The organism is Noviherbaspirillum aerium, assembly GCF_008929045.1.
GTDB lineage: Bacteria > Pseudomonadota > Gammaproteobacteria > Burkholderiales > Burkholderiaceae_D > Noviherbaspirillum > Noviherbaspirillum aerium.
In genome coordinates, this window is sequence record NZ_VFAH01000016.1 from 21,771 (window position 1) to 38,896 (window position 17,126).

Here is a 17,126-nt window from a genome sequence, read left to right on the forward strand (position 1 = left end):
TTTGTCGTTAATGCAGTGGCGTAGCAGACGTGACTGGTGTGGCCGGCGTGGCGGCCGCCCGGCCTCAGGCAACCGCGGTACGGCTCCTGTCGCGCCGGTAATGGGCAAGCTTATCTTCATCGATGGCAACACCGAGTCCCGGCGCCGAGGGCACCGCCAGTTCGAAGTCCACAACCGATGCGCGCTCGATGACGATATCGTCCTTCAGCAGCAGGGGCCCGAACAGCTCGGTGCCCCATTCCATTGTGCGGCAGGCGGCAAAGGCATGCGCCGATGCGATGCTGCCGATGGTGCCCTCGAGCAGCGTGCCGCCATAGCAGCCGACACCGGCCGCATTGGCAACCGCGGCGGTACGAACCACGCCGAGCGGCCCGCCCGACTTGGCGATCTTGAGCGCAACGATCGCGGCCGCGCCGTCACACGCATAATCGAACATGTCTGCGGGCGAGCTGATAGCTTCGTCCGCCATGATGGGAACGGTGAACATCCGCGCGAGACGGGCAAGACCTCGGCGGTTGTCCTTCGCGATAGGCTGCTCGACCAGCATCACGCCTGCCGCCTGCAGTTCGGGAATATAACGCGCCGCTGTCGCCTCGCTCCAGGCCTGATTGAGGTCGACGGTGATGTCGGCATGGTCGCCGAGGCCGGCCTTGATCGCCGCCACATGCCTGATGTCCGCCTCGGGGCTGCGCTTGCCGATCTTCAGCTTGAATACCTTGTGGCGGCGCACTTCCAGCAAATGCCTGGCCTCCTCGATATCGCGCGCGCTGTCGCCGCTGGCCAGCGTCCACAATACCGGCAGCGAATGGCGAACGGCGCCGCCCAGCAGCGCATGCACCGGAACGCCCAGCCGCTTTCCCTGCGCGTCGAGCAGCGCGGTTTCCAGCGCCGACTTAGCCAGCGAGTTGCCCTGCACCGACTGGTCGACCTTGGCGAGCACCGCATTTGCGCTTGAGGCGCTCATGCCGATAACCAAGGGAGCGATGTAGTGGTCGAGTGCGAGCTTGATGGATTCGGGGCTTTGCTCGCCATAGCTCAAGCCGCCGATGGTGGTGGCTTCGCCGATGCCTTCAATGCCGTCGTCGCAGCGCAAGCGCACGATCACCAGGGTCTGGCGGCTCATCGTCGTCATCGCCAGCCGGTGCTCGCGGATGGTGGGCAGGTCGACGATGATGGCTGCAATCGCCGAGATGCAGGGCTGATGGGATTCGTTGGACATGTTGGAAACAATGAGGTATCGACAAGCCAATGGTAAGTTGTCCGCAGCCTTGCGTCTAATATCATTTCGCGTCAGAGTTATACCTGTAAGGTATCGTAGGCAAGGCTGCCTTTTTACCGGCATCCTTCCGATAGCCATCGGAAATCCGGTTTTCAGGCAATTGCAGTGGAGCGAAGTCCTGCCGGCATGGTGCCGGGAAGACATCAAGGTGATGGCGAAGTGATGGCGGCGGGATGCCGCCGCGCATTATTGCCGGCGCGACTCAGACGCGTTTGCCGCCTGAGCGGTAACGGTCGACGAACTCCATGAACCTGGCGAGCTCCCCCGAGGAGTCGCTGCTCCTCACATTCATGATGACGGGCGAGGTCGCATCCGCATTGCTGACCGGGCGATACACGACATCGTCGCGTTTCAGGCGCTGCACCGATCGGGGAACCAGGGTGAGGCCGATTCCCGCGGCAACGAAGCCAATGGCGGTCTGCATTTCATTGGCCTCGATCGCCACGTTCAGCTGCAGGCCATGCGCGCGGAAGAGATTGAGCACATGGTCCGCATAGCTCGGCCGCGGCCGTGCCGGGTAAAGAATGAATGGCTCGCCCGCCAGCTGCCGGAGTGCAAGGCGCTGCCTCCGGGCCAAGGCATGCCCGGCCGGAAGCGCCGCGACCAGCGCTTCTTCCTCGAGGACTTCGCAGCGGATCTCGGCATCCTCCAGCAGGAGCCGGCCGAAGCCGACATCGATGCGGCCGGCTTTCAGCGCCTCCGCCTGCTGTATCGTCGTGAGCTCGCTGAACATCACTTCCACGTCGCTGTCCGACGAGCGGTATTCCTTGATCAGTTCGGGAAGAAAGCCATACAGCACCGAAGGCACGAACCCGATGCCGAACCAGCGCTTCTTCCCCTGCCCGATACGCCGCGTGCCCTGCCTGGCTTCGTCCAGGCGCGAAAGGATCTGCACGCATTGTTCAAGAAAAAACGCGCCGGCCTTGGTCAGTGCAATCGGGCGCGAACTGCGGTCGATCAGCTCGGTGCCCAGTTCCTCTTCGATCTCCCGGATCTGGCGCGACAACGGCGGCTGCGCGATGTGCAGCTTCTCGGCCGCCCGGGTGAAATTCAGGGTTCTTCCGACCACTTCGAAATAGCGGAGATGCCGCAGTTCCATCATACTCACCAGGTATAGTCACAACAGCAAGTGATATTAGACTGAGCGGCGAGTTGAATCTACTGTTTTCTTGGAACAGCGGGAAGTTGAACGGGCCCGCTTCTGGCGAAGCTGTCCCATGGTAAGGGGCTTTTGGAAAAGCGCCTCAGGCTGGAAAGCCAGCCTGGGGCCAAGCTCACGCGGATGCAGGAAAGATCCTGGCAGGCGATGAGGAGACATGGAAGGGACAACAGTGCGCCGCGCATGCCGCTTCCAGCGGATGAGGGATTGATTACCATCGGATTCCTTGCCGGCACACAGGTTTGCCCGGCTCCGGCGTGAACGGAGCCAGGCAAAACCGGCAATTATTGCCTGGTGATGGCGATATTCGAAACAATCGCATTACCGGTCACGCCCCTGAAGTCCAGGCGCAGTTTTCCGCCGGTGACAGTGGTGGCGAAGCTCGCGCTTGTTGCCGTGTTTCGTGCGCCCGCTCTCGCAAAGACATCGACATCCGCTGCTTTCACGCCGTTGGCGTCGACAGTGAAGACGCGTGCGCCGGCGGATGTCGCGGTCGGTTCCAGCAGTCCGAGGGTTACCCTGTAACTGCCGTTGGCCAGCGGCACTTCATAGCTGAACGAAGCGCCTTCCCGGTATGCATCCCATACGCGCCCTTCCTCTGGCACCGTACTGCCGATGCCGCCGATAGCCGTCGTCGGGTTCAGCGTCACGGGCGTGCCGCCGCTGAAGAAGTTGTCCGAGCCATATCGATGGTTTCCAAGGAGTGCGTCATTGGAAACGAAACCGCTGGCAAGCTGGCCCGCCGCAATGTAGATATTTTCCGCATTATCGGCATTCAGGTTCCAGTTCGCCGAGTCGGTGACGATGCGGCCGGAATGCGTACCCTGCACGCTGATCGCATTGGCCCCTGCCCGCAGCGGCACGTTCTTGAATTCGCATACCTTCAGCGCGCATTGGGCCGCCGTCATGGTGCCCACCGTTGCGCCATTGACGTTGAGGCTGACCGACTCGCCATTGTGATAAACCTTGATGTCGGTGACGGGATAGGCGCGCTCCGTATATCGGCGTGCAGTGATGTAGGTGACCGGTTCCTTTGTCCAGTTGGCCTTGTAGAAGTAGAAGGCGTCCTTCCTGGTCTTTCGGTCAAACGTGACGAGGCCCTTGGTATTGGTCGCGCCGATATCGCCTTCATGCCGGATGCCGGAACCGAAGTCGAACATGTTCCAGACATAGGTGCCGTAAAGGTATTCCTTGCCGACCATCGCGGCATAGTTCTTTTCATGAACGTAATTGGCATATTCCTCGGGCTGATAGCAGATCCTGGACGCATTCGTTGCATCGCGCGAACAGACTCTTCCGCCATGAGGGTTATCCGTGTGATGCGTCAGGCCCGAGCCGGCGCCATATTCACTCACGCCTATCGGCGTCCTGGGCAGCTGCGCATGCAGATCATCCAGATGGGTTGCCAATGCCGTTTCGGAGGTGCCGTAATACCACTGGAAATAGCGGTTCACGCTGTAAGTATCGGCTATGTTCGTGACATTGATGGGCGACGGCAACACGGTATCGCCATTGCGGGTGATCTGGTCGGCCAGCGTGGTCAGGCGGCTTGGATCTTCCTGCTTTGCAAGAGCCTGCAGGCTGCGCAGTACCGATTGCACGTTGTTGTTGGCATCGGTGTTGCCGCACCGGATTCCGAGCGTCGTCGTTTCATTGCCGATCGACCATAAGCCGATCGAGGCATGATTGTATTGCTGCCGTATCAGTTCTTGCGCCTGCTGGCGCACATTGGCGCCAAAGCCGGTGGTTTCGGGGTCGACGACCGGGCAGTTGCTGCCGCTGGCAATGGTGCTGTTATTGACGAAAGGAACCTCTGCCATCACCACGAGGCCGAGCTTGTCCGCCTGCTGCAGCGTGTATTGCGCATGCGGATAGTGCGCAAGCCTGAGGGTATTCGCACCGATTTCCTTGATCAGCGCAAATGATGCATCGGTCTCGGCCTTGGTGATCGCCCAAGACTTGCCCTGGAAATCCTGGTGCATGTTCACGCCATGGAGCGGGGTAGCTTTTCCGTTAAGGAAAAATCCCTTGTTCGGATCAAAGTGCATCTGGCGAATGCCGAAGTCCTGGATTACCTTGTCTATCGTGGTGCCGGCGCCGTCCTTCAATTCGACGACAAGCTTGTACAGGTAAGGGTCCGCAAGGCCTTGCCACAAGCGCGCCTGACTGACCTCCATGTCGTTCATGACATCGGCGGTCGTTCCGGCTTTGAGCGCAACCACTTTCTGCACCGTCTTCTTCGGCGTCACTCCATCCGCTTCGAGCAGCGATGCCTGCACCGTGTAGCTGGCATCCGCGCTGGTCGCATTCCTGACCTTGGCCCGGACGCTCACCACGGCGTTATTGCCATTCAACGCAGAGGTCGTGGCGTAGATGCCCGAGCTGCCGAAGTCATCAAGCGAGAAATGGGCGGCGCCGGGAGTTGAAATGAGAGACACGCTGCGGTACAGACCGCCCGACATATTGAAGTCGCCGCTGAGCGGCGCAATTGCGGTCGGATCCGTATTGGTCCTTGGCTGGGAATTGTCGGTCTTGACGATCAGCGTGTTTCTGCCCGCCTTGAGCTTTCCGGTGACATCGAAGCGAAATGCGGTAAACGCGCCCTTATGCTGTCCAAGCTTTTCACCGTTGAGCCAGACATCCGCGACAATGCTTGCGCCATCGAAGTGCAGCCATTGCGTCGATCCATTGGCGGGATGATCAAAATCGAGGCGGTACCAGCCGCGTCCGCGCTTGTAATCCTTGCTGTCAGGGTTGGTCTGAACCGTGGTGGCGGCATCGTTTTCGTTCCAGCTATGCGGCAGGCTGACTCTTGTCCAGGATGTGGCGCTGTCGGCCAGGGCTGCCGCATCGGTCAGGCTGTCGTTTTGAATGAAGCGCCATTCCATTTTGTCCAGCAGTGACACGGAGCGTACTTCGGCGGCAGTCACGGTAGACGCCGCCGCCTGTACATCGCTGTCGTTGCCGCCGCATGCCGTCAGTCCGGTTGCCAGGGCAAGACCGATCGCAATGGCCAGGGCATTCCGTTTCATGCCTGAATGGGAAATCATGTTTCGGGTCTCCTTGTCGTTATAAAACTTTTAATGGTTGGCAGGTCCGCATGACCGTTGTCGGCACGCGCCGCATGTCGCTGCGCCTGACATTCATGGGGCTGCTTGCGGTTTCGCATCAAACCGGACAACGTGCCGAACCGCATATTGCTTGGGTCGAACGACACCACGGGAATGCCAGTAAAACGTTTAACTTCCAGTACGAACCGTCCCGGCGAATTCCTTCTGGTGCAATGGGATGTGATTCTCCCGACGATCCGCCTCCATCGTCCATCGCATATTTTGCAAAGCCCGTTGCAAATTACGCAGCAGCAATTCAAACCCGGTATTGATAAGCTGAAGAGGATGAAACAGGTTGCCGGGGCGCAGGCGCAGCGCCAGGATAGATACGGACACGTCCTGCTCCCTGCCTTGCCGGGGTCTGGCCAGCCGACCGGATTGCGCCCATGCGGACATCCGTCCATCGGTATCCGGTGGATTGGCGGCGCGAGTGGGAATGTGTCGAAGGCAAACGTGGCGAATCACGCCGGGACAAGCAAGAAGCACAGCAAGGCCCGAGGCCTTGCGCACATTGCTGAATTGGTATCAGCGTGATGCCCGGCCATCATCCGGCCGGAAAATTTCCCACTCACACCAGCAGGCGCACCGTAGAATTCCACCATGAATGACAGACAGCTGAATTACTTCATCATCACGGCCGAGGAAAGAAATCTCGGGCGTGCCGCCGAGCGCCTTCCCCTCTCCATCTCCGCACTCTCTCGACAGATCCAGTCCCTGGAAGAAGAGCTCGGCGTATCGTTGTTCATCCGCACCTTGTCAGGACTTGAGCTTACGAAGGCAGGTGAAACCTTGCTGGAGCATGCACGGGCACTGCGCACCCATTTCGATCTGACCCGGCATGCGGTGCAGCGGGCCAGCCAGGTCAAGCTGGAAAAGATTGATGTCGGATGTGCCGGCTCATCCATGCTGACTTATGTGCCGCAGCTGCTGAAAGCCTTCACGGGCGACTACCCCGAAGTCGAAGTACAGCTTCATAGCGCACCGTTCACTCAGCAGCTGGAATACCTTCACCAGGGACGAACGCTGATCTGCTTCGATCGCTTTTCCCAGGCGCCTCCGGAGTTCGCAATTGAACTCGCCTTGCGGGATTCGATCGTGCTTGCCGTGCCGGAATCGCATCCGTTTGCAGCAATGCAGGCGGTCGACTTTGAAGACATACGCGATGAACCGATGATAGGTCGCCAGAATGAAAATAATCATCCGCGCGAATTCCGCGAATTGTTGAAGCACTACGGATTCGAACCCCGTGTAGTGCAGCGAGCGCCCGACATGGCTTCAGCGGTTGCAATGGTTGGATGCGGATTCGGCCTTGCCCTGGTGCCCGCATCGCTTCGGATCATGCAGGTTCCGAATGTGGTGTATCGCCCGCTCAAGGCGATCACACCATTGCCGTGCGACCTGTATTGTATTTTTCGGAAAGACGAAAGTTCTCCGGTATTGCAGGCCATGCTTGAAACGGTCCGCAAATTGCGCGCCGTCTCGGAGTGATCAACGCCGATGCATGCGAACAAACCGCTTCAATGGCACAGCATCGTGGGATACGGTCTCGGCGATGCCGCGAACAATCTTGCCTTTGCAATAAGCACGCTTTTCCTGCTCAGCTACTATACGGACGTTGCCGGGATCGAAGCCGGAATCGCCGGGACGATACTTGTCACGGTGAGAATCTATGACGCTTTCATGGACCTGCTGGCCGGCCATGTCGTCGACCGCACTTCCACCCGCTGGGGCCGGTTCCGGCCGTTTCTTTTATGGGGATCGCCACCGCTCATGCTGCTGAGCGTAGCCGTATTTTCCGTACCGCTTGCCTGGAGTGAAAATGAAAAACTGGCGTACGCGTGCGTGACCTACGTCCTGTTTGGCACCGCGTATTCCTTTGTGAACATTCCTTACGGCTCGCTGGCAACGGCAATGACCCAGGACCCCCGCGACCGCGCTCGCCTGGGCGCGTCGAGGTCATTGATGGCAGTGCTTACGTTCGGCATCCTCACTGCCATCCTCGGACGAACCGCGTCGGAAGTGAACGCGGCCCTGATCCAGGAAAAGCTTGCGGACGTCACGATGATTCTGGCTATCGTCGGCATGGCGTTCCATGCCATCTGCTTCAAGACGACATCCGAAGTCGTTCATCGAAAGCCCGAGCGTCCGCCATTCGGCGACAGCCTGCGCACGCTGGCGCGCAACAGGCCCTTGCAGATGTTATGCCTCAGCGCATTGTGCATCCTGCTGGGATACGCGTCATCCGGTGCGGCGATGGTGTACTTTGCGCGAGACATCTATGGCGATCTGAAGCAGTTCATGATGTTCATGGGCGCCATGACCGTGGGTACCGCCCTGGTTTCCGCATTCCTCGTCCCGCATCTGGTCTTCTACATCGGCAAGAAACATACGCTGCTGCTCGGCCTCGTCATCGGCATTGCCGGCTATGTTGTCCTGCTGTCCGTCGCCGAAACCAATCAGTCCTGGATACTCCTTGCCATGGTCATTGCGTCTCTCGGCGTGCGGCTCATCATGTCGATCATGTGGGCGCTTGAAGCGGATACCGTTGAATATGGAGAATGGACCACCGGCGTCCGCATCGAAGGACTGACCTATTCGATCTTTTCCTTTACGCGCAAGTGCGGATATGCGCTTGGCGGCTCCATTCCCGCTTTCCTGCTTTCGGCAGGCGGCTATGTGCCGAATGCCGCGGATCAGAATGACGCCGTCATGCACGGAATCGTGCAGGCGGTCGCGCTGTTGCCGGCGCTTTCCTTTTCAGCAGCATTTGCGATCATGCTGTTCTACCCGCTCACCGACCGCTACTTCGCCCGGATGCTTGATGACATGAAAACGGGTAACGGCTCGAGGTAACACTCGCCATGGCCGCTGCGTTTCAAACAGTGGGCAGGCTCGTTTCATTGACAAGCCGCGTGCCCGTTGGTCCGTTGGTCCGTTACTATCGCCTGGCCATGCGAACCGCCTGCAGCGCATCCGCCGCCAGTTTCCCGACCTCCATCTTCAGCGCGGAACGCGCTTCCGCCGATTGCTTTCTGCGCTGCTCGTTGTCTGCCATGACGTTCCTGCAGGAGGCGGCGGCGACGTCGATATGCTCGCGCACCCGCACCGGCGCCGGCCCCCCGGGCACGATGCGCGATTGCACGCCCGCCTTCGGATCAACGCAGCGGCGCACCGTGTCCTCGCCGAGATGCACCGGGCGTCCGAGCTGTTCCATGGCGGCGGCATCGACCATGAGGCTGGTGATCGAGTGGGCGGGAATGGCGGCATCCATGGCGCTCCTGACGACGGCGCCGACGACGTGATGCGCCTCGCGGAAGGACAGATCCGCTTCACGCACCAGGGTATCGGCCAGATCGGTCGCGGAGCTGAAGTCTTCCGAGACCCGGCGCAGCATCACGGTCTCCACCGGGCGGGCCGTGCGAACCACGAGTTCAAGCAGCTTGATGATCCGCAGGCACTCGTCCCCGGCTTCCCACAGGCTGCGCACGCTTTCGCGATTGCCATCGCCGGTGTGGGTGAAATTGACGCCCTTGACGGTAGTCATTGCCGCCATCAGCAGGCCTACCAGGTGGCCGGCCTTGCCCTTCAGATGTTCAAGCACCACCGGGTTCTTCTTCTGCGGCATGATGCTCGATGTGCCCGCCACGCTGTCGGGGAAATCGATCAGGCCGAATTCATGCGTGCACCAGACAAAATAGTCCTGGGCCACGCGGCTCCAGGTGACCCCGCCGATGGCCATGGCCGACAGCAGCTCCAGTGCGAAATCGCGCGAAGCGACGGCGTCGAGCGCATTCGGCACGATGCTCCTGAAGCCGAGGAGCCGCGCGCTTTCTTCCCGCTTGATGGGAAAGGCGGTGCCGGCCAGCGCGCCCGCGCCAAGCGGGCACGCATCCAGCCGCGCCTGCACCTGCTGGATGCGCTGGATGTCACGGGCGACGGCTTCCGCCACCGCGGCGAGATAGAAGCCGTAAGTCACCGGCTGCGCCGGCTGCAGGTGCGTGTAGCCCGGCATGACCGTTTCCGCATAGGCCTCCGCCTGTTTCAACAGCGTGGTTTGCAGCATGCACAGCGCATCGATCAGTGAAAACGTCAGATCGCGGGCTCGCAGCCTGTCCTGCGTTGCAAGAATGTCGTTGCGGCTACGCGCCATGTGCAGCCGCCCGCCGGCCTCCGGACCTGCCAGCCGCATCAGGTGCGCTTCATAATTGAAGTACGCATCCTCGCGGGCGGGGTCGAGTTCCACCGCTTCCGGGCCCGCCTCCTCCATCTCCATCATGGCGGCGGCGATCGTCGCCGCGGTGGCGCGGTCGAGCAGGCCGGCGTGCGCCAGCATGACGAGATGAGCCTGGTTGATATCGTTCAGATAGCGGAAGCCCGGCCCGAAATCGCGCTGGAGACGCGGGGTGTAGATGTGCTCGCAGACTTCCTGTGCGGTGGCTTCCTTGAGCCGGCGGCTGACTTTTGATTCCATATCGGATACATCCTGAAAATAGGCGATGACGATCTGCGCAGGAGCTGCCGGATTGCCGCCTTCCCTTGGATGGGCGGCAGCAATCCGCCATCGGCATTCACCAATGGACCGCTGCGAAAGAAAAGAGAAAACGGCTTGAGGGGCTTACTGCGCCTGCAGTCCCACCGAACGCGCCAGCTTCGCCCAGCGTTCGGCCTCGCTTGAGAAATACCTGGCGAACTCCGCCGGCGTACTGGTCACCGGCTCGACGCCCTGCTTGATGAGCGCCGCCTGTGCATCGGGCGCGGCCACGACCTTGGCGACTTCCCTGGCAATGGCGTCGACCACGGGCTGCGGGGTTTTTGCCGTGGTGAAGACGCCGTACCAGGTCGAGATGTCGAAGCCGGGCACGCCGGATTCGGCGATGGTCGGAATATCGGGCAAGGACTTCACCCGGCTTGCCGTGCTGACGGCAAGCATGCGTATCTTTCCCGTCTTGACCCCGGCAAGCGCCGCCGGCAAGGTGGTGAAGGCCATCTGCACGTTGCCCGCCATCACATCCGTGACCGCGGGAGCGTCTCCCTTGTACGGCACATGTTCGACATCGACGCCCGCCATGCTCTTGAACAGCTCGGCGGTCAGATGCGCGCCGGTCCCGTTGCCTCCGGAGGCGTACATCGTCTTGCCCGGATTGGCTTTCAGATAGGACAGGAGTTCGCGCACATCCTTCGCCGGCACGGCGCTATGCACCACCAGCGCAGTCGCGGTCCTGGCCACCAGCGTCACCGGGACGATGTCCTTGAAGGGATCGAAGGTGAGCTTCGTGAACAGCAACGGGGCGATGGCCTGGCCGCCGGTCGAGCCCATCAGCAAGGTATGGCCGTCCGGCTTTGCCTTGGCAAGCTCATCGGCCGCCAGCGTGCTGCCCGCGCCGGGCTTGTTGAAGACGGTGACCGGCTTGCCCGACTGGTTTTGCAATCCCTGGGAAACGATGCGTCCGATGGCGTCATTGGCGCCTCCGGGCGCCCAGCCGACCAGCATGCGCGCCTGCTGGGTTGGATAATCCTGTGCCATCGCGCAGGCGGCGGAGGTCAGGACGGTCAGCGCAACAGCGAATTTTCGGAACGGCATCATAAGCACTCCTATCGGGGTAATGGTACAGGCTCGCCTGAATGAGGTGTTTGCAGTGTGCGCGGCGCGAAGCCATGCCGTCAAATACCAATTTCCTCCATGTCCATACGAAAATGATATGAGCTAAAATGAGGCATTTCCATGCAGGCTGTTGGTAGCCGCAAAGACCGCACGGCGGCGCCATGCGCACCGGTTTCGGCGAAAGGCCTGCACATCGCAGGTGCGTTTTCGGCGGACATCGATGAAGACGCATCGCAATGATGCAGTCTGGCGCATGGCCTAAAAAACCGGAAGGCCGGATCGGCACCGGCATCCTTGACAAGTTGGCCAAGCTGGCAGAGGCAATCCCATGAACTACAAGCAGGTCGAAGCATTCCACACAGTCATGCTCACTGGTTCCATGACCATTGCGGCGCAAAAGCTCTTTACCTCGCAACCCAACATCAGCAGGCTGATGTCCCAGCTCGAAAGGGATACCGGCCTGCGGCTCTTCGAAAGAAAGGCCGGGAAGATTCTGGCAACGCCGGAAGCCGAAGCCTTGTTCAAGGAAGTCGAACGCTCATTCATCAGCCTGCAGACGCTGGATGAAGCCGCATTGTCGATACGGCGGCTCGGCATCGGAGAACTGCGGATAGGATCGGTGTCCTCGATTGCCATCGGCCTGCTGCCGAAGGTCATCAGGAGGTTCCGCGATCGTTTCCCCGATGTGCCGGTGTCCGTACGCATTAGCGACTCGCCAACGGTCAGCAAGTGGACGGCGACCGGCTATGTTGATTTCGGACTCGTCGCCTACACCGTCGATACGCCCGGCGTCGCCGCCAGCATCTGCCATCGCGAGAAAGGCGTATGCGTGGTTCCGCAGGCACATCCGCTGGCGGCGAAAAAACGCATCCGCAAATCCGATCTGCACGGGCAGCCCTTCATCTCGCTGCCGAAGGGAGATGCCACCCGCGCGGTGATCGATGCGGCGTTTCAGCCGGACAGCCGCAATCACACCCTGGAGGCGACGTTTGCGCCGGCGATCTGCACCATGGTGGCGGCCGGGCTTGGTGTCAGCATCATCAATCCGCTGGTGATCCGCAACCTGCAGATTCCATCGCTCAAGGCAGTGCCATTCGAACCCGCGATCGATTTTGCAAGCTACCTGCTGCGCCCCGAGAACCGGGTCGAACATTCGCTGGCGACGGCATTCTATGCGTGCCTGCAGGATGTCGGCTAGGCTGTGCTTGATAAGCTGCTGCGCGGTCGGCGCCAATCTGAACCGCTCGCGACGCTTATTAAACACAGCCTGGCCGCCGCGTTCAATGCACCCGCATCCGCATTGCGTCCCTTCTGGCCACCATGCGGATCAGTTCTTCTTCCGGAAGCGCCGGCGCGAACAGATAGCCCTGGCCGAAATCGCAGCCGGCTTCGGTGAGGCAGTCGAGCTGCTCCTGGTTCTCTATACCTTCCGCAATGACTTTCTTGCCCAGCTTGTGCGACATCATGATGATGGTCTCGGCGATCGTGCGGCTGCCCACATCGGTATTGATGTTGCGAACGAAGGACTGGTCGATCTTCACATAGTCGATCTGGAATTTCTGCAGATAGGACATGGAGGAATAGCCGGTGCCGAAATCGTCGAGCGCCACCTGCACGCCGGCGTCGCGATATTGCAGCAGCTTGTCGGTGACCCGGGCGGAAGCATGCAGCAGCACGCCCTCGGTGATCTCGACCGAGATGCTGCTGCCGGGCATGCCTTGCTCCGACAGATACTGCAGCCAGTTCATGTCGGTGTCGCGCGACATGAACTGCACCGGCGACTTGTTGACGCTGATCTGGAACGGCGCGCCGGCACGGTCGGTGCAGCGCTTGCAGCAGCCGGCCGCCTGGCGGAACACCCAGTTGCCGATCTGCCTGATCAGGCCGGACTCTTCCGCCATCGGGATGAAATCGGCCGGATTGACATTGCCCATGGTGGGATGCTGCCAGCGCAGCAGCGCTTCCGCCTTGACGATGCGGCGATCGACGAGGTCGACCACCGGCTGGTAGTGCACGGCGAGCTGGCCCTCCCTGAGCGCGTGCCGCAGTTCATGCATCATCCGCAGGCGGTCGCGCGCCCGGTCGTCCATTTCCTTCGTGAAGTAACCGAACTGGTTGCGTCCGGCGCGCTTGGCCGCATACATGGCCTGGTCCGCCTTGCGCAGCAGGTCTTCCGGCGTGACCGCGTCATGCGGAAACAGGCTGATGCCGATGCTGCCCGATACATAGGCGGTTTCCTTGCCGACGCGGAAAGGATCGGCGAGCCGCGACAGGATCTTGTGGCAGACGAATTCAATGTGGTCGAGATCGACGCGCTCGGCCAGGATGATGGTGAACTCGTCGCCACCGAGACGAGCCACGGTATCGCCCTCGTGCACGCAGGCGCAAATGCGGCGGGACGCCTCCACCAGCACACGGTCGCCGGCGTCATGGCCGTAAAGATCATTGACCTGCTTGAAGCCGTCGAGGTCGACGAAGAGCAGTGCGAGGTGATCGTTGCTGCGCCTTAGCCGGCGCATTTCCACTTCCATGCGTTCGCGGAACAGGCGCCGGCCGGGCAGGCCGGTCAGGGCATCGAAATTCGCATGCCGCCACGCGAGCTCGTCGGACTCCTTGCGGGCGGTGATGTCGGTCAGCGTGCCCGTCATCACGAGCGGCTTTCGCTCTTCATCGCGTTCCACGACCACGCCGCGGGCGCGTACCCAGATCCAGTTGCCGGCGCTGCTGCGAATCCGGTATTCGGAAGCGTAGACCGGCACGTCGCCGTCGGCGCAGGCTTCGAACGCGGTGCGCACATGAGGCAGGTCATCGGGATGGATGCGCTGCAGCCACTGGTCGGCGCTGCCGCCGAGTTCCTCGCAGGCGTGGCCGAGCACGGTTTTCAATCCGCCCGCCAGCACGTAGGAGTTGTCAGTGAAGTTCCAGTCCCAGATCCCTTCCCCCGAGCCTTCGATCGCCAGCTTGAGCCGCTCGCCCATGATGCGCAGCTTGTCCTGCGATTGCCGCAGCTCGGCGGTGTCGCGCAGCACGACCTGGATCGCTGGCCGCCCTTCCCAGGTCATCTCTCCGGCCGTGCTCTGCAGCCGCACGTACTGGCCGTCCAAACGACGCCAGCGCATCTCGACCAGCGGAAGGGCATCGCCGCTCCTGCGGACGATGGCGGTGCGCTCCCTGACGAATTCATGCCTTGCCGGCTCGACCAGATCAAAGGGAGTCAGGCCAATGAGCTGTTCCATCCGGTCGGCGCCGAAGAGGCGCAGCGCGGCCCGATTGGCATAGACGAAGCGGTCCTCGACATTGACCAGGATGCCGTCGGGGCTGAGTTCGGTCAGCTGGCGAAAGCGCAGCTCGCTCGCCTTGAGCGCCTCTTCCGCAAGCCTGCGCTGCGTGATATCGCTGAAAAGTACGGCGACCATCCTGCTGCCGGCGCCACCGACGCGGGTGGCGTAGACATCGAACCAGCAGTTGTTGGCCGAGAAGCGGTGTTCGAAGCGGACCGGCTCGCCGGTTTCCGCCACCTTGCCGTACAGATCGAACCAGTACGGCTCGATCTGCGGCGTCACCTCGCGCGCCGTCCTGCCGACCGCCTGCTGCATGCCGGTCAGTTTTTCGAAAGCGGGGTTGATTTCGATGAAGCGGTGATCGACGGCCTTGCCGTCGGGGCCGTTGATCATCTCGACAATGCAGAAGCCTTCATCCATCGAGTCGAACAAGGTGCGATAGCGCTCCTCGCGCGTGCGCAATCCTTCCTCTGTCGCCTTGCGCGCGGATATGTCGAGGCTCATGCCAACCCACTTGCGTATGCCGCCGTCGGGATCGAGGAGCGGCGCGGCGCGCACATTGGACCAGCGCCAGCCGCCGCCGGCCGAGCGCAGGCGCAGCTCCGCATCGACCGCGTGCCGCCCGGCGACGGCTTCCTGCCATTGCAGTTCGGCATTGACGCGGTCGTCGGGATGGATGGCATCGATCCAGCCGTGGCCCATCGATTCCGCCGGCGTCTGGCCGGTGCTGGCGCACCATGAGGGCGAATTCAGGCACATCCTGCCGTCGGCATCCGCTTCCCATATCGCCTGGGCGGTCTGCTCGATGAGCAGGGAGAGGCGCTGCTCCGCTTCCAGCTGGCGCGTGATCTCCATGCAGGGAATAAGAATGCCAATGACCTTGCCGTCGCCGTCGCGCAAAGGCAGCAGGGACCAGAGATAGAAGGCATGCTCGCGCTCTCCGTTGCGCGGCACCTGGAAGGGTTTGTCCTGGAGATATGCCGGGACGCCCGCGAGGGTCTGCTCCAGCAAGGGATCGAGAATGGCTTGCAGTTCCGGCCAGACATGGCGGAAAGGACGTGTCAGGGCATCCGGATGCCTGTGCGACAACAGTTCCGCATAGGCATCGTTATAGAACAGCGCAAGTTGAGGCCCCCACGCCATGGCGACCGGCTGGGGGGAATCAAGCATGAGCTGGAGCGCGGTTCTCACCGCATCCGGCCATGTCTCGGGATGTCCTTGGGGAAATGCCGCCCAGTCGTAGGCATTCAGGCGCCTGCGCATTCCGCCAAGGCCCGAAAGAAACTCGCTGTCGCCTGGCATGGAAAATCCTGCATCGGTTGGAGGTAGGAGCGATTGTATGCCTATCAAGCCATGATTGGAAAGACGACAACATCCGGTAACCAAGTGGCAGCTTGTCCCACTGAATCTGACGGGTTCATGCCGCATGTCGCATGGCGGCTTCCTGGCGCATTCGTGCAAACGGCCGGTCGTTGCGGTCTGGTTTCTCACGCGCGCACTCTTTATTGAACATGCATTCGGTGCGTGCGACTGCGTTGCTGCGCCGCGCTTGCCAGAATGGCGGCTGGTAGGGTGATAAAAAGTAGAAAACGCCTCTTGCGTCTTTTGCCGCCTGGCCGCGTTGCGCTCCGGGAATCACGCCGCCATCCGATGCCGGCCGCTACGGACTGCACTCTCAAAAAGTCTCAATGTCTCACCATTCCTCATCGAATTGTCATGAGGAAACTCGTCGCGGGTATCTTGCAGTCACTGTAAGGCAGCTAACAAAAAACTGCCGTTTGGGACTGTAGCCACTTACCGCCTGAGAGACAAACATGACATTCGATACCGCCAACGAGATCTCCGCAGAGATCGCTGCCCTGCTCGCCAGCAGCCGCAGCGCCGATACCACCGACACAGCGGCCGCCCAGCCGAACATTGATGTCAGCGCCCTGTTTGTAAAACATCATTCCCAGCTGCTGCGCTTCGTGATGCGCTATGTCCGCAATCCCGAAGATGCCGAGGACGTGGTGCAGAGCACCTTCGCCGAAGCCCTGCGCTGCGCCGACCGCTTCTCGGGCCTGTCCAAGCCTTCGACCTGGCTGTTCGGCATTGCGCTGAACCTGGCGCGCAACCAGGTGCGCCGTACCTGCTCCTCGCTGTGCGATCCCATCGACGAGGAAGCGCTCGAGCAAGTGGTGGACCAGTACCGTATCGATCCGATGGCGCTGGTGGAGTCGCGCCAGATCGTCGGCAAGGTCGATGCCATTCTCGATCGAATGGACCCGGAGTTGCGCGCGACGTTCGAGGCGGTGCTCGAAGGGGACACTACCTATGAGGAAGCGGCCAAGAAGTTGGGAATCCCGGTCGGCACGGTGCGCTCACGCGTGTCGCGCGTTCGCGCCGTGGTACGGGCGCAATGCAAGTAGAACGGCAGCCTGCCGTTCGGGACACCGACGGCCTGAAAAAATTCTTGCATGCCACTCTTGAATTTGGGAAATACTGTACTAAGCTGTGTTTAAAGAAACGCGGCAGAAGATGTGGCTCCTCCTTTAACGGCATTCTTTAACGGCATTCTTTAACGGCATTCTTGAACGGCATTGAATGCCGGGACATTACAGGGCTTACGCAGAACGCTGAAACGCGCGCCTGATTTGCGGGCGGCTTCCCCGCAGGCCTGATTCTGAAACGAAGCGATAAAGACGAGTTGACCGAA

The 17,126-nt window shown here is 61.0% G+C and carries 11 protein-coding genes; 4 read left to right on the plus strand and 7 right to left on the minus strand.

Features of this window, described 5'->3' with window-relative positions:
* Positions 1–64: 64 nt before the first annotated feature.
* From FH061_RS20320 to FH061_RS20335, 4 genes are all read right to left on the minus strand, one after another.
* Entirely contained in the window at positions 65–1,219 is a 1,155-nt protein-coding gene (locus FH061_RS20320; protein ID WP_151637664.1) for a muconate/chloromuconate family cycloisomerase, read from the minus strand.
* A 262-nt stretch (positions 1,220–1,481) separates the two neighbouring features.
* On the minus strand, positions 1,482–2,378 hold the full coding sequence (locus FH061_RS20325) for a LysR family transcriptional regulator (RefSeq protein ID WP_151637739.1): 897 nt from the start codon (positions 2,376–2,378) through the stop codon (positions 1,482–1,484).
* Between the two features lie 344 nt (positions 2,379–2,722).
* A complete protein-coding gene (locus FH061_RS20330; RefSeq protein ID WP_151637665.1) occupies positions 2,723–5,488 on the minus strand; it encodes a glycoside hydrolase family 2 TIM barrel-domain containing protein in 2,766 nt (921 codons plus the stop codon).
* A gap of 189 nt (positions 5,489–5,677) precedes the next feature.
* On the minus strand, positions 5,678–5,884 hold the full coding sequence (locus FH061_RS20335; RefSeq protein ID WP_151637666.1) for a hypothetical protein: 207 nt from the start codon (positions 5,882–5,884) through the stop codon (positions 5,678–5,680).
* Positions 5,885–6,148: 264 nt separating this feature from the next.
* On the opposite strand from FH061_RS20335, the gene FH061_RS20340 reads away from it, so the two are divergent.
* Both FH061_RS20340 and uidB read left to right on the plus strand, forming a co-directional pair.
* Entirely contained in the window at positions 6,149–7,036 is an 888-nt protein-coding gene (locus FH061_RS20340) for a LysR family transcriptional regulator (RefSeq protein WP_151637667.1), read from the plus strand.
* Between the two features lie 9 nt (positions 7,037–7,045).
* Entirely contained in the window at positions 7,046–8,401 is a 1,356-nt protein-coding gene (gene uidB / locus FH061_RS20345; protein WP_151637668.1) for a glucuronide transporter, read from the plus strand.
* Positions 8,402–8,486: 85 nt separating this feature from the next.
* On the opposite strand, the gene argH is transcribed toward uidB, so the two are convergent.
* On the minus strand, positions 8,487–10,019 hold the full coding sequence (argH, locus tag FH061_RS20350; protein ID WP_151637669.1) for an argininosuccinate lyase: 1,533 nt from the start codon (positions 10,017–10,019) through the stop codon (positions 8,487–8,489).
* A gap of 144 nt (positions 10,020–10,163) precedes the next feature.
* Positions 10,164–11,132, minus strand: coding sequence for a Bug family tripartite tricarboxylate transporter substrate binding protein (locus FH061_RS20355; protein ID WP_225984761.1), 969 nt, complete (start codon positions 11,130–11,132; stop codon positions 10,164–10,166).
* Between the two features lie 346 nt (positions 11,133–11,478).
* Here FH061_RS20355 and FH061_RS20360 point away from each other — a divergent pair, with 346 nt between their 5' ends.
* Positions 11,479–12,348, plus strand: a complete 870-nt coding sequence (locus FH061_RS20360) for a LysR family transcriptional regulator (RefSeq protein ID WP_151637670.1) — start codon at positions 11,479–11,481, stop codon at positions 12,346–12,348.
* A gap of 82 nt (positions 12,349–12,430) precedes the next feature.
* Here the strand turns inward: FH061_RS20360 and FH061_RS20365 are convergent, their stop codons facing one another.
* Positions 12,431–15,733, minus strand: a complete 3,303-nt coding sequence (locus tag FH061_RS20365; protein ID WP_192805161.1) for an EAL domain-containing protein — start codon at positions 15,731–15,733, stop codon at positions 12,431–12,433.
* A 512-nt stretch (positions 15,734–16,245) separates the two neighbouring features.
* Between FH061_RS20365 and FH061_RS20370 the strand changes: the two genes are divergently transcribed.
* Positions 16,246–16,839 carry an RNA polymerase sigma factor gene (locus FH061_RS20370; protein WP_151637672.1) on the plus strand — a complete coding sequence of 198 codons (594 nt, stop codon included), beginning with the start codon at positions 16,246–16,248 and terminating at the stop codon, positions 16,837–16,839.
* Positions 16,840–17,126: the final 287 nt, after the last annotated feature.